The sequence below is a fragment of the Streptomyces sp. NPDC046821 genome (genome assembly GCF_040645335.1).
In the GTDB taxonomy this organism is placed as follows: domain Bacteria; phylum Actinomycetota; class Actinomycetes; order Streptomycetales; family Streptomycetaceae; genus Streptomyces.
On the sequence record NZ_JBEYYB010000004.1, the window covers coordinates 413,371 to 429,035 of the forward strand.

At 71.5% G+C, this 15,665-nt stretch carries 15 protein-coding genes; 8 read left to right on the forward strand and 7 right to left on the reverse strand.

Annotated elements, in window-relative coordinates; genetic code table 11:
• Positions 1–134 precede the first annotated feature (134 nt).
• Both ABZ893_RS10655 and ABZ893_RS10660 read left to right on the forward strand, forming a co-directional pair.
• Positions 135–1,259 (forward strand): hypothetical protein, encoded by a 1,125-nt coding sequence (locus tag ABZ893_RS10655; RefSeq protein WP_361400011.1) that lies wholly within the window; start codon positions 135–137, stop codon positions 1,257–1,259.
• Positions 1,260–1,280: 21 nt separating this feature from the next.
• Positions 1,281–2,369 carry a phosphotransferase family protein gene (locus ABZ893_RS10660; RefSeq protein ID WP_361400014.1) on the forward strand — a complete coding sequence of 363 codons (1,089 nt, stop codon included), beginning with the start codon at positions 1,281–1,283 and terminating at the stop codon, positions 2,367–2,369.
• A gap of 13 nt (positions 2,370–2,382) precedes the next feature.
• Here the strand turns inward: ABZ893_RS10660 and ABZ893_RS10665 are convergent, their stop codons facing one another.
• Positions 2,383–2,820, reverse strand: coding sequence for a hypothetical protein (locus tag ABZ893_RS10665; RefSeq protein WP_361400017.1), 438 nt, complete (start codon positions 2,818–2,820; stop codon positions 2,383–2,385).
• A gap of 226 nt (positions 2,821–3,046) precedes the next feature.
• Here ABZ893_RS10665 and ABZ893_RS10670 point away from each other — a divergent pair, with 226 nt between their 5' ends.
• The 4 genes from ABZ893_RS10670 (at position 3,047) to fxsA (ending at position 7,592) form a co-directional block, all read left to right on the forward strand.
• On the forward strand, positions 3,047–3,487 hold the full coding sequence (locus ABZ893_RS10670; RefSeq protein ID WP_100597468.1) for an Lrp/AsnC family transcriptional regulator: 441 nt from the start codon (positions 3,047–3,049) through the stop codon (positions 3,485–3,487).
• A gap of 392 nt (positions 3,488–3,879) precedes the next feature.
• Positions 3,880–5,508: an amidohydrolase gene (locus ABZ893_RS10675; protein ID WP_361400020.1), complete on the forward strand. Its 1,629-nt coding sequence runs from the start codon at positions 3,880–3,882 to the stop codon at positions 5,506–5,508.
• Positions 5,509–6,021: 513 nt separating this feature from the next.
• Positions 6,022–6,789, forward strand: coding sequence for a polyprenol monophosphomannose synthase (locus ABZ893_RS10680; RefSeq protein WP_361400023.1), 768 nt, complete (start codon positions 6,022–6,024; stop codon positions 6,787–6,789).
• 200 nt (positions 6,790–6,989) lie between these two features.
• Positions 6,990–7,592 (forward strand): FxsA family membrane protein, encoded by a 603-nt coding sequence (gene fxsA / locus ABZ893_RS10685; RefSeq protein WP_361400026.1) that lies wholly within the window; start codon positions 6,990–6,992, stop codon positions 7,590–7,592.
• A 233-nt stretch (positions 7,593–7,825) separates the two neighbouring features.
• Here the strand turns inward: fxsA and ABZ893_RS10690 are convergent, their stop codons facing one another.
• From ABZ893_RS10690 to ABZ893_RS10705, 4 genes are all read right to left on the reverse strand, one after another.
• Positions 7,826–8,200 carry an RNA polymerase-binding protein RbpA gene (locus ABZ893_RS10690; protein ID WP_003977404.1) on the reverse strand — a complete coding sequence of 125 codons (375 nt, stop codon included), beginning with the start codon at positions 8,198–8,200 and terminating at the stop codon, positions 7,826–7,828.
• Positions 8,201–8,455: 255 nt separating this feature from the next.
• Positions 8,456–9,811 carry an MFS transporter gene (locus ABZ893_RS10695; RefSeq protein ID WP_361400029.1) on the reverse strand — a complete coding sequence of 452 codons (1,356 nt, stop codon included), beginning with the start codon at positions 9,809–9,811 and terminating at the stop codon, positions 8,456–8,458.
• A 52-nt stretch (positions 9,812–9,863) separates the two neighbouring features.
• Complete coding sequence (locus ABZ893_RS10700; RefSeq protein WP_361400032.1) at positions 9,864–10,631, reverse strand: glycerophosphodiester phosphodiesterase; 768 nt, start codon at positions 10,629–10,631, stop codon at positions 9,864–9,866.
• The gene (locus tag ABZ893_RS10705) at positions 10,628–11,296 is read right to left on the reverse strand and encodes a hypothetical protein (RefSeq protein WP_361400035.1); all 669 of its coding nucleotides are present in this window, start codon (positions 11,294–11,296) and stop codon (positions 10,628–10,630) included. The genes ABZ893_RS10700 and ABZ893_RS10705 overlap by 4 nt, the downstream gene beginning before the upstream one ends.
• 99 nt (positions 11,297–11,395) lie before the next feature.
• Between ABZ893_RS10705 and ABZ893_RS10710 the strand changes: the two genes are divergently transcribed.
• The gene (locus ABZ893_RS10710; protein WP_361400038.1) at positions 11,396–12,898 is read left to right on the forward strand and encodes a PLP-dependent aminotransferase family protein; all 1,503 of its coding nucleotides are present in this window, start codon (positions 11,396–11,398) and stop codon (positions 12,896–12,898) included.
• 8 nt (positions 12,899–12,906) lie between these two features.
• On the opposite strand, the gene ABZ893_RS10715 is transcribed toward ABZ893_RS10710, so the two are convergent.
• Together ABZ893_RS10715 and ABZ893_RS10720 are read right to left on the reverse strand one after the other, a co-directional pair.
• Positions 12,907–14,529: a hypothetical protein gene (locus ABZ893_RS10715; protein ID WP_361400040.1), complete on the reverse strand. Its 1,623-nt coding sequence runs from the start codon at positions 14,527–14,529 to the stop codon at positions 12,907–12,909.
• Positions 14,530–14,566: 37 nt separating this feature from the next.
• A complete protein-coding gene (locus ABZ893_RS10720) occupies positions 14,567–14,761 on the reverse strand; it encodes a hypothetical protein (protein WP_361400042.1) in 195 nt (64 codons plus the stop codon).
• A gap of 283 nt (positions 14,762–15,044) precedes the next feature.
• Here ABZ893_RS10720 and ABZ893_RS10725 point away from each other — a divergent pair, with 283 nt between their 5' ends.
• On the forward strand, positions 15,045–15,437 hold the full coding sequence (locus ABZ893_RS10725) for an ankyrin repeat domain-containing protein (RefSeq protein ID WP_361400045.1): 393 nt from the start codon (positions 15,045–15,047) through the stop codon (positions 15,435–15,437).
• Positions 15,438–15,665: the final 228 nt, after the last annotated feature.

A 15,665-nucleotide genomic window follows, 5' to 3' on the forward strand; every position in this document is an offset into this window, starting at 1 on the left:
GCCATCGCCGTACCCGGTTCCCCGCACGCGTCTGGCCCCCGGCAGCGGATCTGACGTACCGTCAACTCCTCTCGCCGCCGGGGGCCGCACCCCTCCGGGCGACGCCAACCGCCGTACGCCCAGGGAGGAAGCGCGTGGCCGACGACCGCCCCGTCGCACTCGACGAATACCCGATCCACCAGGTCCCGCTGTCCATGAAGCAGGTCGCCACCGGCGACCGCAACGCCTACGACCGGTGCATCTTCCACCTCGTCGACCCCACCGGCGAGTTCCTGCTCATCCTCGGCCTCGGCGTCTACCCGAACCTGGGCGTCATCGATGCCTACGCGACCCTGCGCGTCGGCGACACCCTCCACGCCGTACGCGCCTCCGACGCCCTGAGCGACGACACCCGCATGGAACTCGCCGTCGGACCGCTCCGCATCCACGTCGAACGCCCCCTCAAAGACTTCGTCCTCAGCTGCCAGGCCGACCCGGACGACCCCGACGGACTCTCGTACGAGATCAACTGGACGGCCGACTTCCCCGCGCTCTGGGAGCCCCACCACACGCAGCGGCGCGGGGGCCGGCTCACGCTGGAGGGCAAGCGGTTCGTGCAGGCCGGACACTGCGACGGGCGGCTCCGCATCGGCGGGCGCGAGATCTCCGTCGACGGCTGGACCGGTACGCGCGACCGCAGCTGGGGTGTGCGCCCGCTCCCCGGCGAGGAGGGCGGGCGGCTCGCCGAGGAACACCGGACCGAGGGCTTCCACTGGATCTGGTCACCGGTCCGCTTCGACGACCGCTTCCTGATGGTGCTCCTCCAGGAGGATGCCGACGGCTACCGCACCCTCAACGACGCGACGCTCGTACGCGACGGCCGCCCGGACGTCCAACTCGGCTGGCCCCAGGCCGACATCACCTACCTGCCCGGCACCCGCCACCCCGAGAGCGCCGTCATCCACCTCACCGACCCGCTCTCCCGCAAGCCGCTGGAACTCGGCGTCGAGATCCTCGCCTCCTCACCCCTCGCCGTCGGCGCCGGCTATCCGCCCGCGGACGACTGGCAGCACGGGGTGTGGCGCGGCCGCGACTGGACCGACCGCCGCAGCTACGACCTCTCCGACCCGGCAGCGCACCCGCTCGCGGCCTACGGCGTCATCGACCACGCGGCACGCTTCACCCTCGACGGGCAGGTCGGCCACGGCATCTTCGAGCACGGCAGCTTCGGCCGCCACGACCCGAGCGGCTTCACCGGTTTCGACTCCGTGGCCCACTGATCCGGCTGAAAGGAGCCCGCGATGGCGACAGCACCCCGACCGCGCACCAGCACCCGCGATCCCGAGGAGGTGGCCCGCCGGCTCACCTCATGGCTCGACGCCCGGCTGCCCGGGGCGAAGGCGGTCAACGTGACCGTCCCCGAGTCCAACGGCATGTCCAGCGAGACCCTGCTCTTCGACATCGAACACCCCGAACCCCCGGTCCGCGCCTGCGCGTTGAGGCTCGCCGCCGACCCGTCGGCGTACACGATCTTCCCCGTCTACGACTTGCCGCGGCAGTACCGCACGATGCGGCTCGCCGCCGAGCGCGGTGGGCTTCCGGTGCCGCGACTGCTGTGGCTGGAGGAGGATGAGGGGCCGCTGGGCGCGCCGTTCTTCGTGATGGAGCGCGTGGACGGCCGCGTACCGCCGGACGTCATGCCTTACACGTACGAGGGCAACTGGCTGCACGCCGCGACGGACGGCGAGCGGGCGCGGGTGGAGGAGTCGACCGTAGGGCTTCTCGCCCGGCTGCATGACGGAGTCCCGGCCGCCGAGGCCCAGTTCCTCGCCGCACCCGGCAGCGGCAGTGCCCTGCGTCGCCACGTCGATGCCCAACGGGCCTACTACGACTGGGTGGTTGACGGTCTGGCGCCGTCACCGCTCATCGAGAGCGCCTTCGACCGGCTCGCCGAACTCTGGCCGGCCGACGAGGGGGAACCCGTACTCAACTGGGGAGACGCCCGTATCGGGAACATCATCTTCGACGGCTTCGAACCGGCCGCCGTCCTCGACTGGGAGATGGCGTCACTGGCCCCGCGCGAGGTCGACCTCGGCTGGACCGTGTCTCTGCACCGCTTCTTCCAGGACCTGACCGAGAGCTTCGGCCAGGCGGGCCTGCCCGGCTTCCTGCGCCGCGAGAACATCGAGCGCCGCTACGCCGAACTCACCGGCCACACCCCGCGCGACATGGACTTCCACACGCTGTACGCGGCCCTGCGCCACGCCATCGTGATGCTGCGTGTCGCCTACCGGCAGGCGTACTTCGGAGAGGTGGCCGTTCCTGACGACCCCGACACACTGATCCTGCACCACGCCAGTCTGCGGGCCATGGTGCAGGGCAGCTACTAGAATTGACGTAGCGTCAGGCGGCCGCGCGCCGCGTCTGCTCGGGTACGCGGAGCAGCGGACGCGAGCCGGGGCCGCCGACGTGCGAGAAGGGCTGCATCCGCCAGTCGAGTCCCTGAGGGAGCGTCAGCAGGAGTGCGGTGTCCTGTTCCTGAGCGTCCGTCGAGTCGTCGGCGGGCCGCGCGTCGGCCGCCGCGCGCCCGGTGCCCGCGCAGACCGTGAGGCCGAACGGGTTCCACGGCGAGGTGCACAGCGCGTGCTCAGGCAGTACGTCCTCGTCGGCGAGCAGCGCGATCGGCTGCGCGCAGTCCGGGCAGAACACCCGGTACATCTCGAAGGTGTCGTACGCGTCGTCGAACTCGGCGTCAGCCGGTTCGACGCCCTCCGGCTCGGGCTCGATCACCGGCTGCTGCCTGCCGCGGGCAGGACGACCGGGACGCTTCAGATTCTGCATGGGATTCTCCCCCTCGGGTGGGCCGACAAGGCAACCGCGGCCTCGACCACAGCAAGCACTTCCCGTCCCGTCGTGGCGGTAATCGTGGCACGCGTCTGGACACGGCTCCAGGGGTGTGGTCTTCGTCACATACCGGTTGGGGGTGTCCGGCCAGCGGTAGGCGTAATCGCTCTCCATGGCCCGCTCGGCTATCCCTGGAGATCACGGGCACTGTAGGTTCTGCGGCATGGAGGAGCTCGACCGACAGATCGTGCAGCTGCTCGTCAAGGACGGGCGGATGAGCTACACGGACCTGGGCAAGGCCACCGGCCTGTCCACGTCAGCGGTGCACCAGAGGGTGCGCCGCCTCGAACAGCGTGGCGTCATCCGCGGCTATGCCGCGGTCGTCGACCCCGAGGCCGTCGGGCTGTCGCTGACCGCGTTCATCTCGGTGAAACCGTTCGACCCGAGCGCCCCCGACGACATCGCGGAGCGCCTCGCGGGCGTCCCCGAGATCGAGGCCTGCCACAGCGTCGCCGGCGACGAGAACTACATCCTCAAGGTCCGCGTGGAAACCCCGCACGACCTGGAGAACCTGCTGGCGCGAGTACGGTCCCTGGCCGGCGTCTCCACACGCACGACGGTGGTCCTCTCCACGCCGTACGAGGCGCGTCCGCCGCGGGTCTGACGCACGCTGGGCTGCGCCTCTGGCCGGGGTGGGTTCTGGCGTTCGAGTCGGGTGGGCGGGGGCTATCGGCTGGGACGGGGCCTTGAGTGTGTTCTGGCTGGGGCTACGCCTTCGGCTGGGACGGTTTCGGCGTTCAGATTCTGGTGGTCCGGCGCCTTCGGCCGGGATGGGCCTGTACCCGACCCACCTGGTCCGAGGTCGCCGACCGCGACGGCGCCCATATCCCACCCAGACCCTGCGCCGCCGCCGGCCGGGACTGTACCCGTATCCCACCCAGCCCCTCCCGCGCCGCCGACCGGCAAGCCCTCGCATCCGACCCGGACAGCCCCACACCCCCGCCCCGTTGCGGCCCCGCGTGCGCCGCACGGGCATGGAGGCGGGAAACTGTCCCCATGAGTACGCCCCTCACCCCGTCAGCGGCCCGCACCACCCTTCTGCGTGGGGGCGACGTTCACAGTCCCGCCGATCCCTTCGCCACGGCCATGGTCGTTGAGCGGGGGCACGTCGCCTGGGTCGGTTCCGAAGGCGCGGCCGACGCGTTCGCCGACGGGGTCGACGAGGTCGTCGACCTGGAGGGCGCCCTCGTCACCCCCGCGTTCACCGACGCCCACGTCCACACCACGTCGACCGGGCTCACCCTCACCGGCCTCGACCTCTCAGGCGCCCGCACCCGGGACGACGCGCTCACCCTCGTCCGCGCTCACGCCGCCGCCCGCCCCACCGACCGCATCCTCCTCGGTCACGGCTGGGACGCCGCCCGCTGGCCCGACGGACAGGCCCTCACTCGCGCCGAACTCGACGAGGCCACGGCCGGCCGCCCGCTCTACCTCTCCCGTATCGACGTCCACTCGGCCGCCGTCACCACCGCGCTCCTCGACCTCGTGCCCGGCATCGAGCGGCAGCCCGGATTCAGTCCCGACGGACCGCTGACCCGCGAGGCCCACCACGCCGTCCGCGCCGCCGCCTTCGCCGCCGTCACCCCGCAACAGCGCGCCGAGGCCCAGCGCGCGGCCCTGCGGCACGCCGCATCCCTCGGGATCGGTTCCGTGCACGAGTGCGGCGGCCCCGAGATCTCCTCCGAGGACGACTTCACCGGCCTGCTGCGCCTGGCCGCCGAAGAGACCGGCCCCCGCGTCGTCGGCTACTGGGCCGACCGCGACGTCGAACGGGCACGCGAGCTCGGCGCGCTCGGCGCCGCCGGTGACCTCTTCGTGGACGGCGCCCTCGGCTCCCACACGGCCTGCCTGCACGAGCCGTACGCCGACGCAGCCCCCGGCCACACCGGGACCGCCTACCTGGACGCCGACGCCGTCGCCGCCCACGTCGTCGCCTGCACCGAGGCGGGGCTCCAGGCGGGATTCCACGCCATCGGGGACGCCGCCGTGACCGCCGTGACGGACGGCGTGCGCGCCGCCGTCGAGAAGGTCGGCCTCGCCCGCGTCCGTGCCGCCCGGCACCGCGTCGAACACGCCGAGATGCTGTCGCCGGAGACCATCGCCTCCTTCGCCGAATTCGCCCTCACCGCGTCCGTGCAGCCCGCCTTCGACGCCCTGTGGGGCGGCGAGGACGGCATGTACGTAGACCGGCTCGGCGCCGAACGGGCCCGCGCCCTCAACCCGTTCGCCGCCCTGCTGCGCGCCGGCGTCCCGCTGGCCTTCGGCTCCGACAGCCCCGTCACCCCGCTCGACCCTTGGGGCACCGTCCGTGCCGCCGCGTTCCACCGCACGCCCGAACACCGGGTGTCCGTGCGGGCCGCTTTCACCGCCCACACCCGTGGCGGCTGGCGCGCCGTCGGCCGGGACGACGCGGGCATCCTGGTACCGGGCGCCCCGGCGGACTACGCGATCTGGCGGACCGAGGAACTCGTGGTCCAGGCCCCGGACGACCGCGTCGCGCGCTGGTCGACCGACCCCCGCTCCGGCACGCCCGGCCTGCCCGACCTCACCCCCGGAGCCCAACTTCCGCTCTGCCTGCGCACAGTGGTCGGCGGCGAGACCGTGTACGTAGGGCCGGACGAGTGATGTAGACGGCCGCGAGCCCCGTGTCGCGGCCCCCGCGGCTGCTCGTGCGACCTGCGGATCCTCCTCGCTGACCAGCGGTTTTCCCCAATCACCGCAGGTAGAACGGGTGTTGACAGCTGGGCGCGGTCGGCGGGTAGGTTCGGCGGGTCCACCACAGGACGTCCGACCGGGGAACTCCCGCGCAGCCGATGAACGCCGCTGGGTCACGGGGTGGTGTGCCGCACCGGGCACCACACTGGGAACCAGTCCCAGCACCCGCGCCATGGGGCGCTGGAACGTTCCGGCCGGACGGGGGTCCCTCCCAGCTCCTCGGGAGCACGGGGGAAGGTGCGACCCGGGTGGGGCCCGGATGCTCAGTAGACAACGGCTTTCGGTAGACCCGCAGCCAGCGGGTCCCAGGTCGGCCCGAAGGGCGCCGGGCCCCGATTCCGCCTGTATGCAGGGCGCCTTGGTGGCGCAGGGTAGCGGCATGGCTATGGTGGTCCCCTCGTACTGACGTCTTAAGGGGAAGCTGTGAACGACGGCGGTGGGCGGCAGTTCGGTCCGCTCGGTACGGCACTGGTGATCATCCCGACCTACAACGAGGCGGAGAACATCAAGTCGATCGTCGCCCGGGTGCGCGCCTCCGTGCCCGAGGCGCACGTCCTCGTCGCCGACGACAACAGCCCCGACGGCACCGGCAAACTCGCCGACGAACTCGCCGCCGCCGACGACCAGGTCCACGTCCTGCACCGGCAGGGCAAGGAAGGCCTCGGCGCCGCCTATCTCGCCGGTTTCCGCTGGGGCCTCGAACACGGCTACGGCGTCCTCGTGGAGATGGACGCCGACGGTTCCCACCAGCCCGAGGAACTGCCCCGGCTGCTCACCGCCCTGAAGGGCGCCGACCTGGTGCTCGGCTCGCGCTGGGTGCCGGGCGGACGGGTCGTCAACTGGCCCAAGTCGCGCGAATTCCTCTCCCGCGGCGGCAGCACGTACTCGCGGCTGCTGCTCGACGTGCCGATCCGCGACGTCACCGGCGGTTTCCGCGCTTTCCGCCGCGAGACCCTCGAAGGCCTCGGACTCGCCGAGGTGTCCTCGCAGGGCTACTGCTTCCAGGTCGACCTCGCGCGCCGCGCGGTCAAGGCCGGCTGTCACGTCGTCGAGGTGCCCATCACCTTCGTCGAGCGCGAACTCGGCGACTCCAAGATGAGCCGTGACATCGTCGTCGAAGCGCTGTGGCGGGTCACCGCGTGGGGCGTGGGGGAGCGCGTCGGCCGCGTGATCGGCCGCAAGCGCCCCTGACGCGGGGCTCGCGCGCCCCTGATGCCGGGCGAGCCCGCTCCTGATTCCGGGCCGGCGCGACCTTGATTTCCGGGCTCGCGAGCCCCTGAATTTGGGCGAGCGCGCTCCTGAGTCAAAGCCCGCGCCCCTGACCGCGGGCCCACGGCGATCTTGATCCCCCGCTTACGCCACTCGCACCGTGGCCCAGGCACACTGGGGTCATGACCACAGGCTCACCACGCCCTTCTCGTCCTGCCACGGCCCCGCGTTCCAAGCTCCGCCGGTTCCTGCCGCTCGGCATCGCCGTCTGGTTGGTCCTGGAGATCTGGCTGCTGACCGTGGTGGCGGGCGCGGCCGGCGGTGGCATCGTCTTTCTGCTCCTGGTCGCCGGGCTCGTGGGCGGCGGCGTCGTGATCAAGCGCGCCGGACGCCGGGCCTTCACGAATCTGACCGAGACGATCCAGCGGCAGCAACAGCAACAGCAACAGGAGCAGAACGGCGCGGCCCCGGCCGGCGACCAGCGCTCCGAGGGGAACGGCCTGCTGATGCTGGCCGGCCTGCTCCTGATGATCCCCGGCCTGATCTCGGACGTCGCCGGCCTCGCCCTGCTCGTGCCGGGCGTCCGCACGGCCGTGAGCCGCTACACGGAGCGGACCATCGAGCGGAAGATGCAGTCGGCGGCGCCGGGGACCTTCGGTGACGCCTTCCAGCAGGCCCGGATGCACCGGCCGGACGGCACGGTCATCCAGGGTGAGGTGATCAAGAACGGTGAGGGGTCCGCACAGCGCCCCGACGCGGGTCCGCGACCGCCGATCACTCCGTGAGCCCGCGCGGCCCGCAGAAGCGCGCTGAGCGTTTCGGGGTCGCGCCTGGCGTTCGGCCGGTTTCGGGCCGAGCCGGCTGACTCCGGAAATCTGGACCGGGTACGCAAAAGACCGGGTACGCAAAAGACCGGGTACTCAAAAGACCGCGTACGCAAAAGCCGTGGGCCGGGCACACGTAACGTGTGCCCGGCCCACGGCTCTGTCAGTCGCGCTGCCGCTGTTCCCCGGAGGGGTCAGGCGGACTTGCGGCTGTCGCGCGGATGCACCGCGATGTTCATGGCACCCGATCGGAGAACGGCGAGGCGCTCTTCGAGAACCTCTTCGAGCTCCTCGCGCGTACGCCGCTCCATCAGCATGTCCCAATGTGTGCGCGCCGGCTTGGCCTTCTTCTCCTCAGGGCCGTCACCGTCCACGAGAAGTGCCTGGGCCCCGCAGACCTTGCACTCCCACTCCGGCGGAATTTCCGCTTCCACCGAGAAGGGCATCTCAAAGCGATGTCCCTTTTCACATGCGTACTCCACCGCCTGGCGCGGGGCCAGGTCGATGCCGCGGTCGGTCTCGTAGCTTGTCACCACGAGGCGCGTGCCGCGAAGAGCTCGCTCACTCATGAATCGTGCCTCCCGGGCTTGTCGCCCACAGGACAGGTGTCGCTGTCGTCGTCATCCGGTCAACGTCCGGTCGGCGGTAAAGATTCCCGTGTCCGGTCATGCGTCGCCGTCGTAGCCGCCCCTTGTTGTACCCACCGGCGCCCGGTTTGTCACATCTGTCAAGCAGATGTCACCCATGGCTTTACATTCTTGCCGTGCAGTAACGGTACGCCTGGCAGGCCAAACGCGTACACTACCGGCCTTTGGCCTTCGGCGCTAAATCCGGGTCGGTACCGGATTTCCCGCGTCGTGCACCGCCTGCCGCACCGGAACCCGGGCAAGCAGGACGAACCCGAGCGCGAAGAACACCACCAAGGACACGATGGCCGCCCTGTAACTCCCGGTCAGCTGGTACGCCAGGCCGAAAACCAGTGGCCCGAGCCAGCTCATACCCCGGTCGCTCATCTCGTACGCCGAGTAGTACTCGGCCTCTTTGCCGGCCGGTACGAGATGGGAGAACAGGGAGCGCGAGAGCGCCTGGGTACCGCCGAGGACGAGCCCGATCCCGGCCGCGAGTGCGAAGAACCACACCGGCGCGCCCGACGGCAGGAAATATCCGGCCCCGATCGTCACGGTCCAGGCGATGAGCGAGCCCAGGATCGTGTTCCTGGCGCCGTAGGTCCGGGCGAGGCGCCCCATCGCGAGCGCCCCCGCCACGGCGAGCAGCTGGACGAGCAGCACCGCGACGATCAGCGTCGACTGGTCGAGGCCCAGCTCCTCCGAGCCGTACACGGACGCCTGCGAGATGACCGTCTGGATGCCGTCGTTGTAGACGAGGTAGGCCAGCAGGAAGGAGAGCGTCAGCGGGCGGGCGCGCATGTCGCGCAGCGTCGCGGCCAGCTGGCGCCAGCCCGGCACAGCGGCCGTTTCGCCGGTGCCGGGAGCCGTACGCCGGTCCCGCAGCCGCCGTAGCGGTACGAGAGTGAAGGCGCCCCACCACGCGCCCGCCGACGCCAGGCAGATCCGTACCGCCGTCGACTTGCTGACGCCGAACGAGTCGTGACCGGAGTACAGGACCAGGTTCGCCACGAGGACGAGGGCGCCGGACGCGTAGCCGAAGGCCCAGCCTCGGGAGGAGACGGCGTCGCGTTCCTCCGGGGTCGAGATCTGCGGCAGGTAGGAGTTGTAGAGCACCATCGACACGGCGAGCGAGGCGTTGGCGACGACGAGCAGGGCGCCGCCGAGCAGATAGCGGTCGCCGTCGAGGAAGAACATCCCGGCGGTCGCCGCGGCCCCCAGATAGGCGCACGCGGCGAGCAGCGGCTTCTTGCGGCCTGTCCGGTCCGCCGCCGCCCCGGCGAGCGGCATCACGAAGATCGCGATGATCACCGAGAGGGAGACCGTGTACGCGAAGAAGGAGCCCGCGCGGACCGGGATCCCCAGCGGGTGCACGAAACCGTCCGCGTCGGCGGCGGATCTGGCGACCGCCGTCAGGTACGGCCCGAGGAACACGGTGAGGACGCTGGTCGAGTAGACCGAGCACGCCCAGTCGTAGAAGTACCAGCCGCGCTGTTCCCGCCGCCGCTCTGCCTCGTCGGTCGTCGTACCCGCCCGCACGGTGTCCGTGCCCACCCGCGCCCCCTCGCTGTCCCCGTGATCCCCGTGGCCGGACGCGGCCCGCGCCTCAGGTCCAGGCTCCCCGGTCCTTCAACACGTCACGCAGCGTCTCGATGTGATCGGTCATGATGCCATCGGCCCCGAGATCGAGGAGTTCGCCCATCTGTTCTCGGTCATTGACCGTCCAGACGTGCACCTGGAGCCCGCGCGCGTGGGCGGCGCGAAGGAAACGGCGGTCGACCACGGGGATGCCCGACTGCGCCACGGGGACCTGGGCGCACACGGCCGAGGAACGCAGCGGCGCGGGCAGCCCGAGCGAACGCAGCCGCAGACCGAGCACGCCACGCGTGCCGTACGACGTGGCCAGGCGCGGGCCCGCCAGGGCCTGGGCCCTGGCGACCCGCGCCTCCGAGAACGAGCCGACGCAGACGCGGTCCCACGCGTTCGTACGGCCGATGAGGTCGAGGAGCGGGAGCAGGGCGGGCTCGGCCTTCACGTCCACGTTCCAGCGGACGCCGGGGAAGGTCTCCAGGAGTTCCTCGAAGAGCGGCACCGGTTCGCGGCCCGCCACGCGCGCGTGGCGCACATCGCTCCACGGGAGGTCCGCTATCCGGCCCGCCGCGTCGGTGACCCGGTCGAGCGTGGAGTCGTGGAACGCCACGAGCGCCCCGTCGGACGTGGCGTGCACATCGGTCTCGATGTAGCGGTAGCCGAGGTCCACGGAGCGCCGGAACGCCGCCATCGTGTTCTCCAGGCCGCCGGCGGTCCCGCCACGATGGGCGAACGCCAGTGGCGTGGGGTGGTCGAGATACGGATGGCGTACGCGCGGGGTCACTGCGGCAGTATCGTCCCTTCAGGTGACGGGTCCGCGATGGCGGCGGGCGTCTCGGGCGGCTCGGGGGCGGCGAACACCCTCAGGAACAGCTGCGCCAGCGGGCCGATCGACAGGGCGTACAGGACCGTGCCGACGCCGACAGTGCCTCCGAGGAGGAAGCCGGTCGCGACCACGGCGACTTCCAGCGTCGTGCGCACCAGACGGATCGAGCGGCCGGTGAGCCGGTGCAGCCCCGTCATCAGGCCGTCACGCGGGCCGGGCCCGAAGGACGCCGCGATGTAGAGGCCCGTAGCCGCTCCGTTCAGGGCGATCGCCACCAGCATCAGCGGGATCCGGATCACGAGCGAGTGCACGTCGGGCACGAGGGCCAGGGTCCCGTCCATCGCGAGGCCGACCACGAAGACGTTCGACACGGTGCCGAGACCGGGGCGCTGCCGGATCGGGATCCACAGGAGCAGCACCACGGCGCCGACGATGATCGACACGACGCCGATCGATATCCCTGTCCGCTCGGCGAGACCCTGATGGAGCACGCCCCACGGCTCCAGGCCGAGCCCCGCCTCGACGAAGAGGGCGGAACTCACGCCGTACAGCGCCAGACCGACGTAGAGCTGGAGAAGCCGACGGGTGAGACCGACGCCGGTTGGCGTGGACGACGCGGACAAGTGGTGCCCCCTGTGGTGGTTGTGGACTGTCGCGTGACACTCTGTGGCTTGGGAACCCAGGCCAACCATGGCCAATTCGGGGAAGGTGGACTGGACGGCATGGCTCAGTGGACATCGGCGGTCGGCGCGGCCCAGCTCGCGCGGCTGCTCACCTCCCAGCAGGAGGCGCGCCCGGCCGGACCCGGCAGCCGCCGTCCGCCCGCCTACCGCGCTCTCGCCGACGGCATCCGCCTCCTGGTGCTCGAAGGACGCGTCCCGGTCGCGGCACGCCTGCCCGCCGAACGCGAGCTCGCCGTCTCACTGAAGGTCAGCCGGACGACCGTCGCCGCCGCCTACGAGGCGCTGCGCGGCGAGGGGTTCCTCGAATCACGCAGGGGAGCGGGCAGCTGGACCGCCGTCCCCGCCGGGAACCCGCTGCCCGCGCGCGGCCTGGAACCCCTCCCGCCCGAGGCCCTCGGCTCGATGATCGACCTCGGCACCGCGGCCCTGCCCGCCCCCGAACCCTGGCTGACCCGCGCCGTCCAGGGCGCCCTCGGTGAACTCCCGCCCTACGCGCACACCCACGGCGACTACCCCGCCGGCCTGCCCGCCCTGCGCGAGATGCTCGCCGAGCGGTACACCGCCCAGGGCGTCCCGACCATGCCCGAGCAGATCATGGTGACCACAGGCGCGATGGGCGCGATCGACGCGATCTGCCACCTGTTCGCGGGCCGCGGCGAGCGCATCGCCGTCGAGTCGCCCAGTTACGCCAACATCCTCCAGCTCATGCGCGAGGCGGGCGCCCGGCTCGTTCCGGTCGCCATGGCCGAGGGCCTCACGGGCTGGGACATCGACCGCTGGCGGCAGGTCCTGCGGGACGCCGCGCCCCGGCTCGCCTACGTCGTCGCCGACTTCCACAACCCCACCGGCGCGCTGGCCGACGAGGACCAGCGCCGTCAGCTCGTCGAGGCGGCGCGCTCGGCCGGCACCGTGCTCGTCGTCGACGAGACCATGACCGAGCTGCACTTCGACCGCGACCTGAAGATGCCCCGCCGCGTCTGCGCCTTCGACCCCGCGGGCTCGACCGTCATCACCGTCGGCTCGGCGAGCAAGGCCTTCTGGGCGGGTATGCGCATCGGCTGGGTGCGGGCCGCGCCCGACGTGATCCGCAGCCTCGTCGCCGCCCGCGCCTACGCCGACCTCGGCACCCCCGTCCTGGAACAGCTGGCCGTGAACTGGCTGCTCAGCACGGGCGGTTGGGAGGAGGCCGTCCAGGTGCGCCGCGACCAGGGCCGGGAGAACAGCGCCGCCCTTGTCGCCGCGCTGCAACGGGAGCTGCCCGACTGGGAGTTCGACGTCCCGGTCGGCGGACTGACGCTGTGGGTGCGGGCGGGCGGACTCTCCGGCTCCCGCCTCGCGGAGGTCGGCGAACGCGTCGGCGTACGGGTCCCCTCGGGGCCGCGCTTCGGGGTGGACGGGGCTTTCGAGGGGTACGTGCGGCTGCCGTTCACCGTGTCCGGGGCGGTCGCCGACGAGGCGGCGGTGCGGCTCGCCGCGGCTGCCCGCCTGGTCCGGGAAGGCGGAGCGTCCGGGGCGGAACCGCCGCGGACGCTCATCGCCTGAAGGACCTCCTAGCCTTCGGCGACAGCCGTTCGTACCGAGCCCACGGTCTCAACCGATTCGATGGCCTCGATCGTCTCCATGTGCTCGGTCGCCTCGACCGGAGTGGACGCGTCGTCCGCCGGAGTCGTGCGCGACGGCAGCAGCGCCACCACCGCCTGCCGGTGCGCGTCGCTCGTCGCGTCGTCGTACGGGTCGGGGGTGGCCGGGACCTGGAGGCGGTGGACGGGGCCCGTGCCGAGGCGCGCGTAACCGCGCCCCGGGGGGACGTCGGGGGTGGGCGTCGTGTGGGGTGCGACGCCGAGGACGTCCTCGATCTGGTCGTACGTGGCCGGACCGAGCACCACGCGCGCGCGTGTGTGCTGGCAGACCGGGTCGGTCAGCGCGTCGAGACCGTCGAACTGGTCGGCCACCACCACCGTGACGTTGGCCGCGCGCCCGTGCCTCAGGGGGACCTGGAGCAGGGTCTGCGGGTCCTTGCGCCCGTCGGCTGCGGCCAGATGACCGAGCACGCTGGGCCGGTCGAACAGGATCCACAGCGGACGCCGGGTGTCGTCCGGTACGGGGTGGCCGGCCTGGCGGGCACGGTTGGCGGCGATCAGCCGCCGTTCCGTCTCGTGCGCCGCCCACTCCAGGCTCGTCAGCGCGCCCGCGAGCCCGCACTCGACGGCGAGGACACCGGTGCGCCCGGCCAGGCACGCGAACTCGCCGGTGCCGCTGCCCTCCACGATGAGCACGTCACCGTGCTGGAGGGCCTGAAGGGCGATCGACCGCAGGAGCGAGGTGGTCCCGCCGCCGGGGTGGCCGACGGCGAGAAGGTGGGGCTCGGTCGAGCGGACGCCCGTACGCCAGACGACGGGCGGTACGTCGCGCTGTCCGGCGCTGTCGGTGACGGGCAGGGTCCGCCGGGTGCCGCTCTTGTCGGTGAAGCCGAGGACGGTCTCGCCGGGCGCGGTGACGAAGCGCTGGGCGGCGATGTCGGTGGGCAGCGGGGGCAGGACGGTGACCGAGAGGCGGTTGCCCTCCTCGTCCCACTCGAAGCGGTACTCGCGGCCGCGGCCCGACTTGGCGTGCAGGAGCTGTTCGATCCGGGCGCGGGACTCCGCCTCGCCGTCCGTGAAGTACGCCGGGTAGCGCACCACGAGCCGGGAGACGCGCCCGGTGTCGTCGAATTCGTAAGCCTCGAAGGCCTTCTCCCACTCGCCGCCGTGGGCGAAGAGGGGACTCGGGTCCTCCGGGACGGAGAAGTAGGGGACGAGCGCTTCGTAGAGCGCCGAGAGCCGCTCGACCTGGGACTCGTCGGGGCCGGTCGGCGCCGGCGGGGTGCGGTCCCGGCCGTGCCATGCGGCCGCTGCCATCAGGGTGATGAACGCCAGCAGCGGACCGTACGGAATCAGCACCACGACCAGTACCACGGCCGCCACCAGGAACAGCAGCTGTCCGCGCCGGTCCTTGGGGGTCTCGGCCCACTTGCACCGCCCGGCGGATGCCAGGCGGCGCAGGCCCCGGGTGATCGTGATCAGGGGATGGAGTACGTCGGTGGCCCCGTCGGCGGCCGTTCGTGCGAGTTCCCTGCTCCGAGCGATGGAGGCGCTGCCGTTGCTCAGAATGCGGGGGAGGGGGCGCCGGGCCACGTCTGTCTCCTGAAGGTGCGTACGAGGGTGGAGAAGGTCAGAACTTGATCCCGCCGAGCAGGCTGGCCAGGCTCTCGCCGCCGGCCTTGATGCTCGGGGCGATGGCGGTGCCCGCGAGGTAGAAGCCGAAGAGGGCGCAGACCAGTCCGTGGGATGCCTTGAGTCCGTCCTTGCGGAAGAAGAGGAAGACGATGATTCCGAGCAGCACCACGCCTGACATGGACAGGATCATGAGGGTTCTCCTGGTCGATGGGGACAGTCACCATGAGTTCTTCCAGGCTCACAGCATGTATCCATACGATAAAAGGTGCAAATGGGTGCAAAAATCTTTATTTCACCCGTTCGGCAGGCGTTCGGCGAGTCGCCTGAGCGTGTGCCCTAGGGCCGCCGGGACTCTTCGTGATCTTTGCCTCGGCCGCCGCTGCTCATGTGCGGAACCGGGCAGTACGCTGTCGATTCACCCGTACGGCCCCCTGGCCGTCACATCCTGTACACGACAAAGGCGGTCCGTCCCGATGAGCGAAGCCCCCGACCCCGAGGTCGTCGAACTGGCGGCCAAGGTCTTCGACCTCGCACGCAGGGGCGAGAGCGACCAGCTCGCCGCCTACGTGGACGCGGGCCTGCCGGCGAACCTCACGAACGACCGCGGTGACTCTCTGGTGATGCTCGCCGCCTACCACGGCCACGCCGCGGCGGTCCGGGTGCTCCTGGAGCGGGGCGCCGACGCCGACCGCGCCAACGACCGCGGCCAGACCCCGCTCGCGGGCGCCGTCTTCAAGGGCGAGAACGACGTGATCCGGGCGCTCCTCGACGGCGGCGCCGACCCGGCCGCGGGGACCCCGTCGGCGGTCGACACGGCCCGCATGTTCGGCAAGGCCGAGCTCCTGGAGCTCTTCGGTACGTCCTGAACACCGCCTCTGAGCAGGCAGAACGGGGGAGCGGGAAATGTGGTCGCGGCGGGAAGAACCGCTGGGTCATCATGACGACGTGATTCACGTACGCGACGGCGGGGCAGATGGTGCCACACCGCGTGGACCGTGAACGGTCCGATTCGGGCCACAGAGCGAGAGGCAGAGGAACATGGTCTACAGCAAGCAGAAGACGGCGGGCGCCCCGCAGTGTTGTCGCGCGGCCAG

Coding starts and splice junctions, on each gene's coding strand:
- ABZ893_RS10660 (WP_361400014.1), top strand. CDS start 1,281: ATGGCGACAGCACCCCGACCGCGCACCAGCACCCGCGATCCCGAGGAG.
- ABZ893_RS10665 (WP_361400017.1), bottom strand. CDS start 2,820: ATGCAGAATCTGAAGCGTCCCGGTCGTCCTGCCCGCGGCAGGCAGCAG.
- ABZ893_RS10670 (WP_100597468.1), top strand. CDS start 3,047: ATGGAGGAGCTCGACCGACAGATCGTGCAGCTGCTCGTCAAGGACGGG.
- ABZ893_RS10675 (WP_361400020.1), top strand. CDS start 3,880: ATGAGTACGCCCCTCACCCCGTCAGCGGCCCGCACCACCCTTCTGCGT.
- fxsA (WP_361400026.1), top strand. CDS start 6,990: ATGACCACAGGCTCACCACGCCCTTCTCGTCCTGCCACGGCCCCGCGT.
- ABZ893_RS10690 (WP_003977404.1), bottom strand. CDS start 8,200: ATGAGTGAGCGAGCTCTTCGCGGCACGCGCCTCGTGGTGACAAGCTAC.
- ABZ893_RS10710 (WP_361400038.1), top strand. CDS start 11,396: ATGGCTCAGTGGACATCGGCGGTCGGCGCGGCCCAGCTCGCGCGGCTG.
- ABZ893_RS10720 (WP_361400042.1), bottom strand. CDS start 14,761: ATGATCCTGTCCATGTCAGGCGTGGTGCTGCTCGGAATCATCGTCTTC.
- ABZ893_RS10725 (WP_361400045.1), top strand. CDS start 15,045: ATGAGCGAAGCCCCCGACCCCGAGGTCGTCGAACTGGCGGCCAAGGTC.